This window comes from Thermocoleostomius sinensis A174 (genome assembly GCF_026802175.1).
GTDB lineage: Bacteria > Cyanobacteriota > Cyanobacteriia > Elainellales > Elainellaceae > Thermocoleostomius > Thermocoleostomius sinensis.
Window position 1 is genome coordinate 5,238,311 of sequence record NZ_CP113797.1, and the last position, 16,733, is coordinate 5,255,043.

Annotated in this window: 18 protein-coding genes; 7 read left to right on the forward strand and 11 right to left on the reverse strand. The window is 46.7% G+C overall.

All coding sequences use genetic code 11. From position 1 onward, the window contains the following. Nucleotides 1-298: 298 nt before the first annotated feature. A complete protein-coding gene (locus OXH18_RS22665) occupies nt 299-1,369 on the forward strand; it encodes an AI-2E family transporter (protein WP_268609759.1) in 1,071 nt (356 codons plus the stop codon). A gap of 85 nt (nt 1,370-1,454) precedes the next feature. On the opposite strand, the gene OXH18_RS22670 is transcribed toward OXH18_RS22665, so the two are convergent. From OXH18_RS22670 to OXH18_RS22690, 5 genes are all read right to left on the reverse strand, one after another. Then, nucleotides 1,455-2,531 (reverse strand): AI-2E family transporter, encoded by a 1,077-nt coding sequence (locus OXH18_RS22670; protein WP_268609760.1) that lies wholly within the window; start codon nt 2,529-2,531, stop codon nt 1,455-1,457. 38 nt (nt 2,532-2,569) lie between these two features. Then, entirely contained in the window at nt 2,570-2,908 is a 339-nt protein-coding gene (locus OXH18_RS22675) for a VIT1/CCC1 transporter family protein (RefSeq protein WP_268609761.1), read from the reverse strand. 73 nt (nt 2,909-2,981) lie between these two features. Further along, on the reverse strand, nt 2,982-5,648 hold the full coding sequence (locus OXH18_RS22680; protein WP_268609763.1) for an MGH1-like glycoside hydrolase domain-containing protein: 2,667 nt from the start codon (nt 5,646-5,648) through the stop codon (nt 2,982-2,984). A 27-nt stretch (nt 5,649-5,675) separates the two neighbouring features. Continuing rightward, a complete protein-coding gene (locus tag OXH18_RS22685; RefSeq protein WP_268609764.1) occupies nt 5,676-6,062 on the reverse strand; it encodes a DUF1634 domain-containing protein in 387 nt (128 codons plus the stop codon). Nucleotide 6,063: 1 nt separating this feature from the next. Further along, nucleotides 6,064-6,909 (reverse strand): sulfite exporter TauE/SafE family protein, encoded by an 846-nt coding sequence (locus tag OXH18_RS22690; protein WP_268609765.1) that lies wholly within the window; start codon nt 6,907-6,909, stop codon nt 6,064-6,066. Between the two features lie 204 nt (nt 6,910-7,113). Here OXH18_RS22690 and OXH18_RS22695 point away from each other — a divergent pair, with 204 nt between their 5' ends. Beyond that, nucleotides 7,114-7,761, forward strand: a complete 648-nt coding sequence (locus OXH18_RS22695) for a MarC family protein (protein WP_268609766.1) — start codon at nt 7,114-7,116, stop codon at nt 7,759-7,761. 132 nt (nt 7,762-7,893) lie between these two features. On the opposite strand, the gene OXH18_RS22700 is transcribed toward OXH18_RS22695, so the two are convergent. After that, the gene (locus OXH18_RS22700) at nt 7,894-8,301 is read right to left on the reverse strand and encodes a hypothetical protein (protein WP_268609767.1); all 408 of its coding nucleotides are present in this window, start codon (nt 8,299-8,301) and stop codon (nt 7,894-7,896) included. A gap of 411 nt (nt 8,302-8,712) precedes the next feature. Between OXH18_RS22700 and OXH18_RS22705 the strand changes: the two genes are divergently transcribed. The 3 genes from OXH18_RS22705 to OXH18_RS22715 all read left to right on the forward strand — a co-directional run bounded on the left by OXH18_RS22705 (nt 8,713) and on the right by OXH18_RS22715 (nt 12,410). Beyond that, on the forward strand, nt 8,713-9,492 hold the full coding sequence (locus OXH18_RS22705) for a hypothetical protein (protein WP_268609769.1): 780 nt from the start codon (nt 8,713-8,715) through the stop codon (nt 9,490-9,492). Nucleotides 9,493-9,777: 285 nt separating this feature from the next. After that, a complete protein-coding gene (locus tag OXH18_RS22710) occupies nt 9,778-11,445 on the forward strand; it encodes a phosphatidylglycerol lysyltransferase domain-containing protein (RefSeq protein WP_315874785.1) in 1,668 nt (555 codons plus the stop codon). Beyond that, on the forward strand, nt 11,442-12,410 hold the full coding sequence (locus OXH18_RS22715) for a lysylphosphatidylglycerol synthase domain-containing protein (protein WP_268609771.1): 969 nt from the start codon (nt 11,442-11,444) through the stop codon (nt 12,408-12,410). The genes OXH18_RS22710 and OXH18_RS22715 overlap by 4 nt, the downstream gene beginning before the upstream one ends. 45 nt (nt 12,411-12,455) lie before the next feature. On the opposite strand, the gene OXH18_RS22720 is transcribed toward OXH18_RS22715, so the two are convergent. Next, nucleotides 12,456-12,659: a hypothetical protein gene (locus OXH18_RS22720; RefSeq protein ID WP_268609773.1), complete on the reverse strand. Its 204-nt coding sequence runs from the start codon at nt 12,657-12,659 to the stop codon at nt 12,456-12,458. A gap of 387 nt (nt 12,660-13,046) precedes the next feature. Between OXH18_RS22720 and OXH18_RS22725 the strand changes: the two genes are divergently transcribed. After that, on the forward strand, nt 13,047-13,466 hold the full coding sequence (locus OXH18_RS22725) for a hypothetical protein (protein ID WP_268609774.1): 420 nt from the start codon (nt 13,047-13,049) through the stop codon (nt 13,464-13,466). Nucleotides 13,467-13,554: 88 nt separating this feature from the next. Then, the gene (locus tag OXH18_RS22730) at nt 13,555-13,839 is read left to right on the forward strand and encodes a peptidase (RefSeq protein WP_268609775.1); all 285 of its coding nucleotides are present in this window, start codon (nt 13,555-13,557) and stop codon (nt 13,837-13,839) included. A gap of 31 nt (nt 13,840-13,870) precedes the next feature. On the opposite strand, the gene OXH18_RS22735 is transcribed toward OXH18_RS22730, so the two are convergent. The 4 genes from OXH18_RS22735 to OXH18_RS22750 are packed head-to-tail and all read right to left on the reverse strand — an operon-like array spanning nt 13,871 to nt 16,692. Further along, nucleotides 13,871-15,097 (reverse strand): sensor histidine kinase, encoded by a 1,227-nt coding sequence (locus OXH18_RS22735; RefSeq protein WP_315874618.1) that lies wholly within the window; start codon nt 15,095-15,097, stop codon nt 13,871-13,873. Between the two features lie 18 nt (nt 15,098-15,115). Further along, entirely contained in the window at nt 15,116-15,796 is a 681-nt protein-coding gene (locus OXH18_RS22740) for a response regulator transcription factor (RefSeq protein WP_268609778.1), read from the reverse strand. A gap of 51 nt (nt 15,797-15,847) precedes the next feature. Continuing rightward, complete coding sequence (locus tag OXH18_RS22745) at nt 15,848-16,060, reverse strand: hypothetical protein (protein WP_268609779.1); 213 nt, start codon at nt 16,058-16,060, stop codon at nt 15,848-15,850. 29 nt (nt 16,061-16,089) lie between these two features. Further along, nucleotides 16,090-16,692, reverse strand: a complete 603-nt coding sequence (locus OXH18_RS22750; protein WP_268609780.1) for a cation transporter — start codon at nt 16,690-16,692, stop codon at nt 16,090-16,092. Nucleotides 16,693-16,733: the final 41 nt, after the last annotated feature.

Consider the following 16,733-nt stretch of genomic DNA (forward strand, 5'->3'; position numbering starts at 1 on the left):
GAGCTTCACTGTGCTACGGTGAATTTGTCTCTGTGAGCAACACGAATGAATGAGCAACGCCATCCGTGTGAGGGCGCAATCAAAACTACACTAACCAAACTCCGCAGGGTAAACAAGATGAGATCAGGGCGAAGGCAGATTACAAAACCAATGTCAAAGCTGAAGAGGAGATTGAAATAATTCTCCAACATTTAGAGAACCAGAACAGAGAGATGGAGGAAATTAAACAACTTCTAGAGAAGTTACAGCACTCTGATAGTGCTTGAATCACTTTTTCTCACTTCTTAAAATAAACTCTATGAACTGGATGAACCGATTTCCCTGGTGGATAAATTTGAGCTTAGCAATCATTTTGTTGGCTCTAGATGTCTGGATTATTTTCCAACTTTTTCAATTTTTTCACTCTGTCATCGCAATTGTAGTTATCGCAACCTTGCTGTCGTTTATTTTGGAATATCCGGTCTATTGGCTACATCGGTTTAGAGTGCCTCGGTTACAAGCTATTTTATTAACTTTGACAGTAGCACTGCTGCTTTTGATTGTTTTAGGCATAACACTTATCCCTGCTTTAATCGAGCAGATCGATCAGCTTGCCAAACAACTTCCAACCTGGATTCAATCAGGGACTCAACAGCTAACACTCTTACAAAGTTGGGCACAATCCCGTAACTTACCAGTTGACCTGGGAAAGCTAATTACTCGATTGGAAGATCGATTATCTAATCAACTGCAAGTTTTGAGCGGTGGTGTATTGACTGTATTGTTAGATCTCGTCGGTCGCCTGTTAGATTTACTTATTACGATTGTTCTAACCTTTTACCTACTGCTACATGGCGATCGTCTTTGGGATGGGATTTTCCAATGGTTTCCTGCAACTTTACAGATACAAACACGGCAAGCCCTCAAACAAAATTTTCATAACTACTTTGTGGGTCAATCAACACTTGCCCTATTGATGGGAAGTGCAATGACAATTAGCTTTTTAGTATTACAAGTTCCTTTTGGATTGCTATTTGGGTTAGGCATTGGTGTAATGGCACTGTTTCCCTTTGGAGCTAGCTTGAGCATCGTCACAGTCAGTCTTTTGTTAGCACTACAAAACATTTGGTTAGGCATTAAAGTTTTGATTGTTGCCTTTTTAGTTGATTTGGTAATTGAAAATGCGATCGCTCCACAACTAATTGGTAAGTTTACAGGACTAAATCCTGCTTGGATTTTAGTATCCCTGCTGATTGGGGCAAAAATAGGAGGCATATTGGGCGTAATTTTGGCAGTACCAATCGCTAGCTTCATCAAAAGTATGTTGGAGTATTTTTATAGGGGCAACGCTCTACCGCAGACAAAGATAAATCCTGATGTCATTGATTGACAATGCTTAACTCAGCGAGTGAGGTTGGTAATAAAGGTACTTTTGCAAAGGATGCTGATAATTCATTGATATTAATTATTGATATCTATAATTCGTCACCTTGCTGCTCCAGTGGTAATGTCGCCTGCGTTTGCATTAGCTCTTCAAATATCCGTTTGAGCGATCCCGCGAGTGGCACCGCTAATATTAGCCCCAATACCCCAGCTAACTGTGAACCAATGAGCAGTGAAAGCAAAATCCAAATTGGATTTAAACCAATCAGGTTTCCTAAAATCTTTGGTGTAACAGCATTGTCAACGACTTGATCGATTATTAGTGCAACGATCGCCAACTCGCCCCCCAAAATGACGCTCTTAAAGCTGATAATGACTGCGGATGTGAAAATACCAATTGTGTCTCCAAACGGAATTAAAGCGAGTAGACCGATGCTAGTACCAAACACGAGCCAATAGGGAATTTTGAGTATAAAGAAAGCTATTGTCAACGCTGTAGCCATCAGCAGAGCGATCGTGAATTGCCCAATAAAATAACTTCTAAACTGCTCTTGAAACGCAATCCGAACTTGGTTGCCGACCTCGCCTGGCAGCCAACGTAACAAGCCATTCCAAAACTTCTCTCCATGCAATAGCAAGTAGAGTGTAAACACGATTGTAATGAGGACTTCTACAAGGCGATCGGCAATGCCCAAAATGATTTCAGCAGCCTGATTCGGTAAATCAGCAACTTCATTTGGAAGCATTTGTGTCAGTTTGGTTGCTATCGCTGTGACGTTGAGAGGGACATGCCGTGCTGCAAGCCAGGTATCTAGTGCCTGAAATTGCTGGCTGCCTGAGTCTAACCAAACAGGCAGACGATCGGACAATTCTCGCAGTTGTTGCAGGAGTATCGGCAGCAGGTTAAAACCAAGAACTCCCAATAAACTCAATGTGATGAGCAGAATTAGAACAATACTGAAACCAGATTGAATCCCGAACTTTTCGATCTGACGAATTGGATAGCCCAATAGAAATGACAACAAGGTTGCCACAATTAGAATGGTAAACGGCGTTTGAAATGTTTGAAAGATTTTGTAGAACAGCCAAAGGTTCAGACATGTTAGGGGTACAGCAATCTCATACACCAGCCAGCGGGGGAGTTTGTCAAATCCTAGCATTGTAAACATGGTAGTAACTGAACGTTTCCTGTCACGATAGATCTAGATTAGGTACTCAGCGACACGCCTAATAAACGCCCGATGCCAAAGGTAATTCCCGATGCTGCTAACCCAAACAAAACCTGACGGCTTCCTGAAAATAAAACGCTCCGACCAGTCAGGAGGGTAATACCTGCACCAATCAGGAACAAAGCCAAACCGCTCAGGAGTAAGCTGATCCAAAGCGCGATCGCACCCTGCAAAAATAGAAACGGCAACACTGGGATAATCGCTCCTGCTGCAAACAGAAAAAACGAAGTCAGTCCTGCCATCCAGGCCGAGCCACCCAATTCCTCTGGATCGATATGATGCGTTCCAGAAGGGTGGAAAATCGATGAATTCGTCATAATCGTTGTTTAGTGTGATAAGACAGTCATTGAATTGAGTGGTTAAAACAACAGTTGAAATCACAGCTAATCTTCATAGCTGGGAATAAAAATTGGGGTCGTTTAACTGCTGGATTAGAATTGCTACCAGGGCAGTCCATCCAGTCTGCTGACTGGCACCCAACCCAAACCCGGTATCCCCATGAAAGTATTCATGGAAAAACAACAAATCTTGCCAATGGGGATCGTGCTGAAAGGGTTGTATCTCGCCATACATGGGCCGTTGACCATTGGGTTGTTTGCGAAATAAGTTGACCAACCGCTGGGATAACTCCTGCGCCACCTCCTTGAGAGTCATGTACTTGCCTGATCCGGTTGGGCACTCCACCTGAAAGGAATCACCAAAGTAGCGATAGTACCGCTGTAGAGATTCAATCAACAGATAATTCATCGGAAACCAGATGGGGCCGCGCCAGTTGGAATTTCCGCCAAAGTCTCCCGTAGTTGATTCGGCAGGTTCATAGTTGACGGAATAAGAATGGCCCTGGTAGTTCAACACATAAGGATGCTCCAGATGATAGCGAGACAAAGAACGAATGCCATAGGGGGAGAGAAATTCGTCTTCATTTAAGAGATGGCTAAGAATGCGTTTGAGTTGATCTGGCTTGGCGATCGCAAATAAAATTCGTTCCGTTTCTCCAGGGACTGACAGAAACGCACAGTTATCAAATAAGTCAGGTCGCTTTTGCTCTAGCCAATCTAGATCTTCCTTTAGCTCTGGCTCTAGGGTAAACGGTTCAGGTTCAAAAATAGCTACGGCAAATAGGGGGGCTAATCCCTCCAGGCTATAGACCTGAATCCGAATTTCCTGCCCATCGGGAAGCACTAGGGCACTGAAGTAAAAGCCGTCCGCCTCATCCCAGAGAGACAACTGGTTGTCTTGACCGATCTGATTCATTGCCTGAGCAATGCTGAGGGCGTGGCGCAGGAAAATGCAAGCCATCTGCCGATAGACCCGATCGTAGCAACCTAACTCGATGGCGATCCGCAAGAGATTCAACGAAAACATCCCCATCCAGGCTGTCCCGTCGGCTTGCTCCAGATAGCCTCCTGTGGGCAGGGGCGCACTCCGGTTGAAGATGGTAATGTTATCGAGTCCCAGGAATCCCCCCTGAAACAAATCGTTTTCCCCTTTATCCTCCAGATTCGTCCACCAATAATAGTTACCCAAAACCCTGTGAAAGATCTGCTCTAGAAAGACGCGATCGCCAATTCCCGTCGTTTCCTTTTCGTATTGATAGACCTTCCAGGCAGCCCAGGCTTGTATCGGCGGATTGACATCGCCAAAAGCCCATTCATAGGCAGGAATCTGCCCATTCAGATTGGTGTATCGCTTTCCACAGAGCAACAGCAATTGCTGTTTGGCAAAGTGCACATCCACCAGGGACAACACCACACAGTGAAACGACCAATCCCAGGCAGCAAACCAGGGATACTCCCAGGCATCGGGCATGGAGATGACATCCTTGGCATAGAGCATTTGCCAGTGGGCGTTACGCCCCGTCAGCCGGAATGCCGACGGCTTCGGTTCCGCAGGATCGCCCTGCAACCAGGTGTAGACATCGTAGTAATAAAACTGTTTACTCCACAGCAACGCTGCGATCGCCTGCCGTTGCACCAATCGATCATCCGGGCTGGCGTGGGGCAGCAAGGTTGCATAAAACTCATCTGCTTCTTGTTGTCTCTGATGAAATACCTTATCAAAATCATCATTAAAGGCTGCATCAACAGGCTGGTTAGTAAAGCGTAACTGCACTGTAACCGTCTGCTGGGCAGGTACCGTTAGATGATAGTGAGCCGCTGCCTTAGTCCCGATCAACTGGGGATTCACCGCTGCCCGATCGCCGTCAATCAGATAAGTATGAAAGGCATCCTTGACGTAGGGGGTGGGATTGGCAGAATTAAAGATTCGTTTGCAATTGGTTTCGTTATTGGTAAACAGCAGGGTTGGAGTCTGCCCCTGGAAGGCATCACAGTACAGCCAGCGAGTGCCAAGAGCAGGATGCTTGAGTTGAATAATCCCAGCATCTGCCCGAAAAAGATGTCCGGGAGGCTGCTCGCCTTTCCAACTCCAGGTGTTGCGTAACCAGAGGGTTGGTAGCACATCCAGTGGGGCGGGATTACTACCACGATTGGCGATGTGGAGTCGAATACAAATCTCTTCTGGGGATGCTTTGGCATATTCGGCTTCGATGTCAAAGTAGCGATCGCCCTCAAAGATCCCAGTATCGATTAATTCATATTCCGGTTGTTGGCGAGATCGTTCTCCATTTACCCTTACGAGTTCGTCATAGGGGTAAGCTTGCTGGGGATACTTATATCGCCAGCGCATATAGGCATGGCTGGGAGTGTTATCCACATAAAAGTAGTATTCTTTGACATCTTCACCGTGATTTCCTTCGCTATTGGTGAGACCAAACAATCGCTCTTTCAGGATCGGATCTTGCCCATTCCAAAAAGCCAGCGCGAAACAAACTTCCCCGTTCTCATCACAAAAGCCGCCTAATCCGTCTTCGCCCCAACGGTAAGCCCGCGATCGAGCCTGATCGTGAGGAAAATAATTCCAGGCATCACCGTAGTCCGAGTAGTCCTCTCGTACCGTGCCCCATTGCCGTTCACTCAGATACGATCCCCACCGATACCAGTTTGCCTTGCCTTGAGCATTGTCGTGAATTCGCTGTTGCTCTGCATTCGTCACCATATCTGCACAGGTTCCAAACCATCCTGGTTAGGCTAACCCAATTAGGCTGACGCACAAAATTCCCAGGACAACCAGCGTAATTGCCACATAAAGATGATCCCGCTGCTTCCAAAAAGCAACTGCTGAAAAGGCAACCCGTGCAATGGGAGTCGCAATTAATAGCAATAAACCGAATTGAATCAGTCCTCGCCGTTGCAGCAGCAAAGCCTCTGAGACAATGCCTGCGGGCGATCGCAAGCTCGACGGTTCACCTCGAAAAATGTGATAGTCCGGAGTCGTGTTGCCGTAATGAAATAAATACAGAACGCCACCCAATGCAACAACTCCGGCTGCCAATAGCACTCCAAATCGGAGTAGATTCCCCACTGTTTGCTCAATCTGTTCATCACTCCATGTTCGAGTCCGTCTACCCATTTCACAACCTGCCAGTTAAGCCATTAAAAATCATCTGAATTGCCAAAATGAAAATCACTACGCTAAAGACTTTACGGAGCAGTTGTGGTCTAGCATAAACCAGCATTCGCGCTCCCCAGAGTGACCCTGCCAACACCCCCAACATCACCGGCATCGACAACCCAGGATCAATATAACCTCGACTTAAGTACACACCTGCACCGGCGGCGGCGGTTACCCCAATCATAAAGTTGCTGGTGGTCGTTGATACCTTAAATGGAAGTTGCATGACTTGATCCATCGCCAGAACCTTGACCGCCCCTGAACCAATGCCCAGCAAGCCAGATAAGGTTCCTGCGGTGAACATTAAGCCAAATCCCAACGGAACGTTCTGTACATGGTAGGATTGTGAGCCTTCCGACGTAGGGTAGCTTCCATCGAGCCGTAGGCGAGTTGCAACTGGGTCAGGTTGGGCATCCAGTGGATGATCTTGATGGCGTTGGTTAGAAAGATAGGCAGAGTACAACAAGACAGCACCAAAGATGATTGCGATGACTGATGTGGATAGTTTGGCTGCCAAAAATGCCCCCACTAAGGCACCAATGGTTGTGGCCACTTCCAAAAACATTCCAATCCGGATATTGGTGTAGCCTTCCTTAACATAAGCAGCGGCGGCTCCTGAAGAGGTCGCAATCACCGAAATTAAAGAAGCCCCGATCGCATAACGCATATCGACTCCAAAACCGAGAGTCAGCAGCGGCACCAGGACAACACCACCCCCCAGTCCAGTTAGAGCACCGATAAAACCTGCCCCAATCGAACTGAAAGCAAGCAATACTGTAAGTTCAAACACAGTTAGCTGAGACATCGCCCCAGATCATTCCTTGGATTTTTGAATTTGCCGATATGTTCCCATGACTGGACTGAGATGTCTATCCAGAGTCGAAGCGAAGACACTATAACGCAATTGGCTTAAAGCGCAGATGTGAAAGCAAACTTCACACCTGCACTCGCTACGCAGTGGTGTCTGAATCAATGGCAAGATTAGAGGATATTACCACCAGATGAGACAATGCATAGCACCTTTTCCTTTATGCTGGGAACCCTTGCTGCGCTGTTTCCAATTGCCAATCCAATTGGAGCGATTCCTATTTTTTACAGTCTCACAGCCAACGATACGCCTAAATACCGCCTGCGACAGGCTCAGAAAACAACCTTTAATGTGTTTATTGTCCTGGTTTCATTTTTTCTAATCGGTAAGCTTATTCTTGGCTTCTTTGGCATTTCGTTAGGAGTACTACGCATTGCAGGCGGCCTAATCGTTGCCCATACTGCTTGGGAAATGGTCACTGCACGGCAACGGCTCACAACAAAAGAACATGAAGAAGCCGTTGACAAAGAAGATATTTCCTTTACTCCAATGGCAGTTCCCATGATTAGTGGGCCGGGTGCGATCGGGGTGATCATTGGCTTCTCAACCCGATCCCATCTGTGGAGTGAATATCTGGGCAGTTTCCTAGGGATTCTGATGTTTAGCGTTGTGCTGTATCTATGTTTAGTTCTAGGAGAACCCCTGATAGAGAAATTTGGGACAACTGGCATGGGTGCACTCAATCGAATTTTAGGATTTTTGATTTTGGCGATCGCGGTACAACTCATCGCTGAAGGAACAATTGAGATCTTGAAAACTACAATACCTGGTATAGGGCAGAACGGATAACTTTGTGAATGTGCAAGAGTTTATCGGGATCTCCCTTTACCGGGAATAATAAGCGGAGAAAAAACCTCGCCTTGATTTGTTCAAAGCGAGGTTGCGATTCAAAGGCGTTAGAGAAGACGTAGCTGTTGGAATTTATCGCCTCGAATTTCCTCGATCGCTGCGACCTCCATCATTATGACCGCTGCGTCCCATACCGCCGCGATCCCGCCCTCTGTCATCATGATCTTCTCTAGAACGCCCTCTATCATTACGACCCCGATCGCCCCGCCCTCTATCATCACGATTTCTCTTGGCTGGCTGACCGCCGCGATCAGGCGATGTTGAATCCTGAATATTATCTCGATCTCGCCGCCCCGGATCGGATGATACAGTGTCTTGAAGATTGTCTCGATCGCGTGTTTTGTGGGATGCAGCACTAACCGTGTGGGTTTGAGCATTCAGCGAGTTAGATGGAGCCGCGAACGCAGAGCGAGCAAAACCGGTCAGTCCAATGGTGCTGATGAAGGCAACAGCAATTAAACCTCTCATGATCTTTTTCATGTTCTAAATTCTCCTTATTTTGAATCCCGAACGTTTTTTGTGAACAAACCTTAAACTCTTGAAGAAATGCAGCGACGAGTGTTTTTTCAAGGTTTAAGTTTGTATTTTCACTGTAGGGTGATAGAGGCAAGAACTTGGAAAGACTGAGAAAAGATTGTTGTGGGGTATTGGTATGTGTTCATCGCAGGTGCATCCCCGGCATGGGCGTAGCAGGTGGTCTACTTCTGTATAACCAAAGAACCGGAACTGCGATCGAACTTCCGCATCGAGAGTGGCTAGTTCGTATTTGTATTGGTTTTCAAAGTCAAAGTGCAGCGCGATTAAAAATCTCAAATGACCTTCGAGCCTTGCGGAGTTCTTGACTTTTTGTTTCTAGAGTGAAGCTATTCCAAAGGAAAGGAGATTTCCATCATGAAAAAGAGATTTCTAGTTGCAATTGCACTGCTTGGCACTCTTGGTGTTGCTGGAATAGCCCGTAGTTTCGCTGGGAGTCAACCACAAAGAACTGTTGCTGTTGTAGCTCAGCCTCAAGTAATAGCAACGGCAGCATCTAGCCAACGCAAGGAACTGAGTACTACAGCCAATGATCCTCTCAACGATACCGATACCGAAGTTCAAGATAATCAAGTGCCGCAAGCCCTTAGCAACGTAGGTGAGTATGGTGAGCAGGTATATGATATGGCAAAGATTGGTGACTGGGCTAAAGCTCAAGCTGATTTAACAACCCTCCAACAGTCAGTTCAACAACTCAGCCAGCAGTCACCCAGCAACCATTCGCACCTTCTCTCCCTCAGAAATAGGGTGGCTCGGCTCAGTCAGGCGGTAGAAGCAAAAGATCAACAGGCGACGCAACACTATGCCAATCAGGTGACTCTAATCGCAGCCCAAATGACTCAGCCATACCCAACAAAAGTACCTATCGAAGTCACTCTATTAGACTATTATGGTCGTCAGCTTGAAGTTGACGCAGCTAGTAGTAACATGGCTCAACTCCAGTCCACAGCTAGTCAAATTGAGCAAACCTGGAGTGCGCTACGTCCAGTCATTGTGAGTCACGGTGGCAGTGCTGAGGCGCAACAGTTTGATGGTCTTGTTGCCAAGGCAAAGCAGGCTAAATCAGTTACTGACTATAGTCAGTTAGCTACCCCAATTCTTGACCAGGTAGATCAATTAGAAGCCGTTTTCAAATAGATACTGCTCTATCGTTAGAGGGTGTTTGCAAAGGATCAAACATCCTGCGTCTGTCTGCCAACGCTTCAATTACTGGGGGACTTTCGACCCAATTGCTCGGTCAGAGTCCCCCAAAGTCCAGCCCTAGTAGACATTCAAGCAAGGGGAATTTAGGGGATAGATTCGGTTTAATCCTCTTGTGATAATGTTCAGCCGTAAGCTTCCCTGATGGCTACGATCGAGTTACTCTGATGGTTGAAACGGGCGGATAGATCATTGATAGATCAAAGAATCAGTGGGGGAAATGTGCTGACGTGGCGATCGCGACTTGGCATTTGGACAGCCGCCTTGCTAACGGGCATCGTTGGACTTGTCAATCTAGTGTCTGCTGTTACGCCCAGGGTTGCGGCACGAGTAGAATTACTCCGCGAGATTTTTCCGTTCCAGGTTCGGGCAGGTGCCCACTTATTTGCCGTGCTGGCGGGCTTTATTCTTTTGACCCTTGCCTCCAGTCTGTTGCGTCGTAAGCGGGTGGCATGGCTGCTCACGCTGGTGTTGCTAGCCGTCTCGATGATTAGCAATCTAGTCAAAGGGCTGGACTACGAAGAGAGTATCCTGGCGGGCGTACTCTTCGTGCAATTGCTTTTAATGCGAAAGTGGTTTACGGCACGATCCGATCGTCCGTCTCTGACTCGCGGGGTGCAGGTGCTATTGGCAGCCCTTTTGTTCACACTAGCCTATGGCACGCTGGGGTTTTATCTCCTAGATAGAGAATTCAACCAGCAGTTCGATCTATGGGAAGCACTGAATCAAACCCTGGCGATGTTTTTCACGGCTGATAATGGGGGACTAGAACCGACGAATCGCTTTGGTCGGTTTTTCGCCAATTCCGTAGAATGGGTTGGGCTACTGACCGTACTCTATGCCCTATGGATGTTGTTGCGTCCTGTGCTGTTGCGATCGGGAGCAACACCGGAAGAACGGCAAAAAGCTCGGTTGATTGTAGAGCAGTATGGGCGATCGTCCCTTGCCCGATTCGCCTTGTTGGATGACAAAGTGTACTACTTTAGTCCGTCAGATCGTAGCGTTATTGCCTATGCTCAGAAAGGACGAGGGGCGATCGCACTCGGCGATCCCATTGGTCCATCAGATGATCGGCGTGAGGCAATCATCGGCTTTCAGCAGTTTTGTGCCCGAAATGATTGGCTGCCCGCCTTTTACCAAACCCTACCGGATGATGTGGCACTTTACAAAGCAGCAGGCTTTCAGGTGTTGCAAATTGGTGAAGAAGCGATCGTTGACTTACATGCGTTCACAATGGAAGGCAAAGCAGGCAAAAATTTGCGAACTGCTGTGAATAAACTAACGAAAGCAGGACACAAAGTTGATTTTTATCTACCCCCTATTGCAACTGACTTACTCAAAGAACTGCGAACAGTCAGCGATGAATGGCTGCAAACCATGCACGGTGCAGAGAAGAAATTTTCACTCGGCTGGTTTGATGAAGACTATTTACGCGACTGTGAGATCGCAGTAGTTCGCTCATCTACGGGACAAATCCAAGCCTTTGCCAATATTGTTCCTGAGTATCAATGCAACGACGCTACGATTGATCTAATGCGCCATCGAGCCGAAATTGAACGAGGAACAATGGATTTCCTGTTCATTTCATTATTTCAGCACTTCAAGGAGCGCGGCTACGATGGATTCAACCTGGGATTATCTGCCCTATCTGGAGTGGGCGAAATGGAGCAATCTGCTCGACTAGAGAAGGGAATTCACTACCTCTATAAGCATCTGAACCAGTTCTACAACTTCAAAGGATTACACGAATACAAAGACAAATTTCATCCTCGTTGGGAACCCCGTTATTTCGTTTTTCCCAGCTTAACAGCCTTGCCAGATGTTGTAATCGCCCTAATCAGAGCAGATTCAGGCGATCGCCTTTTCGATTATTTCAAACCCGGATCATGAACCACTTACGTCAAACAATTCGTCGCAATGCCCAATGGCTCCCTGCTGGACTGGGAGTTCTTCTTTTTGGCTTATCAATATGGGCAATCCGGCAAGAGCTAAAGCAACACACCCCTTCAGAAATCTGGAGCAGTATACGAGCAATTCCAGCAGAGTTAGTCGGAGTGGCAATTGTCCTGACGTTACTCAATTACTGGACGTTGACTGGATATGACACCCTAGCCTCTCGTTATATTCGTCAACCTTTGTCTTACCGCAAAACCGCACTGGCAGCCATTGTCAGTTATGCCATCAGCAACACCATTGGTTTAGCCCTGTTGAGTGGCAGCGCAATTCGTTACCGTTTCTATTCTGCTTGGGGCGTTCCGGCAGGCAAAATTGCTCAAATCATCGCTTTTTGCAATCTCAGTTTTTGGCTTGGACTCTTTGCGGTAGGTGGCATCCTGTTTATCATTGAACCGATCGCAGTTCCTACCCTCCTCAAGCTACCTTTTGCTTCAGTTCATCCGATCGGAATCACATTTCTGGTGATCATTGCCGCTTACTTGCTTTGGAGCATCTTCAGTTCTCGCTCGTTGCAAATTGCAGGTTGGACTCTTCCTCATCTTCCAATTCAGCTATCGCTGGCTCAAATTGTAATCACCTCCCTGGATTGGGCGTTAGCTGCCGCCGTGCTCTACAAATTGCTGCCCTCGGCTGCTCCGCTTTCCTATGCAGTTTTTTTTGGAATTTATCTTTTGGCACAGATCGCTGGCATTGTTAGTAATGTTCCGGGTGGCTTGGGGGTCTTTGAAACCGTTATGCTGCTGCTGATTTCACCTCCTGTGGCAGCAAATGATTTATTTGGTGCGTTAATCGCTTATCGAGTTATCTACTACTTTCTGCCATTGGGCATTGCGATCGTGTTACTTGGATTATATGAGTTAAAGCATCGTACCACTTCAAAATCATCGAACTCAGACTGAAGTTTACCGAAATAGATTCACTGGCATTGTCAGAAATCTTTCCCTTTATGCTCCTCGTCTCAAGTTATATACGATCTTTTCTAGATACCAGAGATCTGGCTTGCCTGGGTTATTTCTCTTTTCCAAATCAATCAACCGTTCGAGTGTGTCTTCAGAATGCACCATGCTCAGAAGTTCTCGGCGCAGTTTGGAGCAAGCGGATGTGTCACGATAGTTTCGATACCATTGACTCAGGACATTAGTTGCCATAGGGCTACATTCCTTTCTTTTAATTGTGTTGTAATTTGACTTTAGCGAGCGAAGGTCAAGAACTTTGCAAGAATAGTTTTCTTCATGCGCTCAATACAGCGGCACAAGTGGCAAATATTTTAGTAGCTGATAGTTATTTTTAAGCTGAGTTTCCATTCGCTTGACTAAAAAAACTCATCCTTTCATTTTCTTGTCGAGTTCTTTACCTTTGGTGTCTATTGTAGAAACGAGATGGGAAATGGATAAATCTGCTATTGATTGCTCACCCACATAATTGCTCGCAATGGCAATTTACAATGGCAATTCATAATGGCAATCAATATACACATCATGTGAGTAGATTACTGAAATCCAATCGCTCAATTGTTCTTATTTACGGAGTTTGTCATGGTTCATTTGAAGCAAATGATGGTTTTTGGCGCGATCGGTATTGTTAGTTTAGCAACATTGGCAGGTTGTAACAGTGCGCCACCTGCCACTACAGCAGCCTCACCAAGAGAAAGTTCTAGCTTTGTCGCAGGTTCAACCAAGGCAGGTTTTGACGAACTGCGTAACGTCATCGTTAATACTAGAGGTGCAGTTGAGGCAGGCGATTTTGCCAAAGCGAGAGCAGACTTCGCTCAATTTGAGGATTTCTGGAAACAGGTAGAAGATGGTGTTAAAGCTAAATCTGCTAGCACCTATGATGCAATTGAGCAGAGTATGGATCAAATCAATGGTGAATTAAAAACGTCACAGCCTAATCAGGCTATCATTCTCTCTGCATTACAATCTCTTGAAGCCAACGTAAATAGCGTAGCAAATTAGAAAAAAGGTGATGTTCGTCTGTATTCAAGTTGAACCTAACTCAAACAGAACATCACCTGGCTATATGTTCTTTACCAAGAAAATTGACATGAATCGAGCATTTCGTAAATATCATCGCTTTCTTGCGCCGATCCTGGCATTGCCACTTGCCTTGACCGTATTAACCGGAATGGCGGTGACTATCACCAAAGACTGGCCAATCAATACTGGACTGTCTTCAAACGTACTACTAAAAATTCATACAGGTGAAATTTTTGGATTAGCGGCAATCTATCCTGTTCTCAATGGCGTTGGACTCATTGAATTAATTGTGACTGGGTTAAGTATGTCTAGTGTGATGAGTCGGAGGAAATCAACTGTTCCTCGAGGTTAAAACAAAAGGAGAATTATCCGTGCCTCTTACATCAGCCGATCGCTGGTAGACGTACCGTGAAACAACTGCCTACACCAGGCTGACTGGAGACTGTAATTAAACCACCATGCCGTTGAGCAATGCCCTGAGCGATCGCCAACCCTAAACCAAATCCACCAGAGCTATAAGAACGTGCCTGATCGGCTCTCCAGAAGCGATCGAAAATGTGTTTAAGCTGTTCAGAGTTAATACCAATTCCAGTATCTTGAACATGAATTAAAACAACATTTCTTTCGCGGATACCTTCAATATTCACCGTTCCTTTTTCCTGAGTATAGCGCAGGGCATTATCAATCAAATTAGTCAACAACCGCGTCAGTTGAACAGCATCACCACGAACTTCTAAGCGATCGGATGATTGTAGTTTTAAACGAATCTGCTTTGCATTAGCGTGTGGTGTATAGAGTTGAAATAAGTTCTCTAAGATGGTTTTAAGATTGATAATATCTTGTTTAATATTGGGTGTTTGATCAGTTCTTGCCAACATTAACAAGTCTTCAGTCAAAGCCGTCATTTGTGCGGTAGCACTGGCGATCGCTCGAAACTTTTTGATGTGCGTTTCTCTTAATCCCTCTGGATATTTCAGCGCGACAGCCGCATTACTTTCAATCGCCATCAGAGGGTTACGCAATTCATGAGACGCATCAGCCGTAAACTGTTGCAGCCGTCGAAAGCTATCTTCAATGGGTTGCATTGCTTGACGAGTCAGCCAAATGCCACCAACTCCACTCAGGGATAACGCTAGAATTACCCCCCCTGCTAATCCCCAATCTAACCGTCGTAAATCACCGTGTAAGTCTTCCAATGATTCACTCGCTCGAACGTAGCCAATCAGAGTTCCTCCATCCTCTGCATAAATTGGGATCGTGACAGCCTGAATAGGGTGAGGAGACGTTTGTGTTTGAACAGGTTGCCCCGGATCTAATGGTAGAGTTACAACGTAGTTCCCCTGCTGACTCACGAAAGCACCCTGCACATCAAACCACTGCAAAGCCTGAGTTGGAGTTGCTGGAACTTCATCACTCTCGACGCGCAAACGTCCATCTTCTGCTTCCAGATCAGTAGCAGCGGCTTGAGCTAGAACCATCAGCTTATCTGTGAGTTCTTGGTGTAGACTGCGGGCAAAGGTTACCCGGACGACCAGTGCAAAGGAACCCAGGATGATCGTTAGCACAACCAAGTACGATAAGAGTAGTCGGTGCTGAATTGTGCGAAACATTACTCACCCGCAATGAGATTACTCATCAACAACTGCCATTCGATACCCTACACCGTAAACCGTTTCAATCAGTTCGCGTTGGCTCCCAGCGGTTTTCAGCTTACGACGAATGTTTGTAATGTGGGTTTTAATCGTTCCGCTTCCTGAGACTTGATCGAGTTCCCAAAGCTTGTCTAGTAGCATGGAACGGGTAAACACCTGTGTTGGGTTCTGTATCAGGCATTCCAGAATTAGATATTCTTTGGGGGTGAGGCTGATCGGTTTGCTATCGTAAGCAACGGTGTGGGAGGCAGGATTCAGTTCTAGTTTTTCGTGCTGCAATGTGTTTTGTCGCAATTCAACAGGACGACGCGCCAGAGCACGGATTCGGGCACTCAGTTCTTCTAGCTTAAACGGTTTGACTAAATAATCATCGGCACCTGCATCTAGCCCTATTACTTTATCAGTGGTCGTATCTCGTGCTGTCAGCATCAGTACAAACCCTTGATATCCCTCAGCCCGTAACCGTTTGCAGAGTTGCACCCCGTCGAGCTTTGGCAGCATCAAGTCCAGCAAAATTAGATCATAACTAGCTGCTTGAGTATACTCCCAACCTTCCAGCCCATCTTTTGCCGAATCAACCACATAATGCTGATACCGCAGGTCTTCTGCCAACGGCTCAGCAATGCGATCGTCATCTTCAACTAATAAGATCCGCATACCACGCTTCAATACTCCTTTTCACTGAATTTATCCCACTCTAATTGTCTCTCATAGATTGCGTAGTACTTCAACCCTGACTCGTTGGACAGAAACTTGCGCCCCCACCACCGCTATGACAGTAGAAACAACAGCAGCTATCAGTAGAACCATTATGTAGCTCCAGGGAATAGAGAGAACTTCAGGTGGAGGATCAAACACACCAGTGAGAACCTTAACCAGCATTTCGGCTACGGCAAAGCCAATCAAAGAGCCGATCGCCATCAAGCTTTTGTATGCCCCAACCGCAAGACCTATGAAGCCTTGACAGGGGCTTGATCGCGTAAAATAGCGATGCCGCCCCGCAGGACAATCACCGCAACGAGCAGTCCTATGACCAAATCGGGCAGCCGTGACCCAGTCATGCTGACCAAGAAACCTGCCGCGATCACGCCCAAATTGGCAATCACATCATTCTTGGAGAAGATCCAGCTTGCCCGCATGTGAACTTCTCCCTGACGGTGTTTGGCAATGAGCAGCAGGCATACTACGTTTGCAGCCAGGGCCAATAGCCCAATGCCCACCATCCAAGTCGGCTCAGGGTCGCTGCCAAGGACAAACCGCCGCACTACATCTGCTAAAACTAACAGCGCCAATCCTACTTGAAACAGACCGCTTAAGCCAGCGGCTCTTTTTTTGGCTGCGGGCGATCGCCCCACAGCATACAGGGCAATACTGTAGACTGTGGCATCAGCAAACATATCCAGGGAGTCTGCCACCAAAGCGGTTGAACCTGCCAGCAACCCCGTCACAAGCTCCAGCGCAAACATCAAGGCATTAATCGCCAGCAGCCAGCCCAGCGTTTTGCGCTGCGCCGCACTCGCCGCCTTAACATCACCACATCCGCAATCAGACATAGCGCTCCTTGAATGTAAAGTGGTCGGCTCTGAAAACAGGT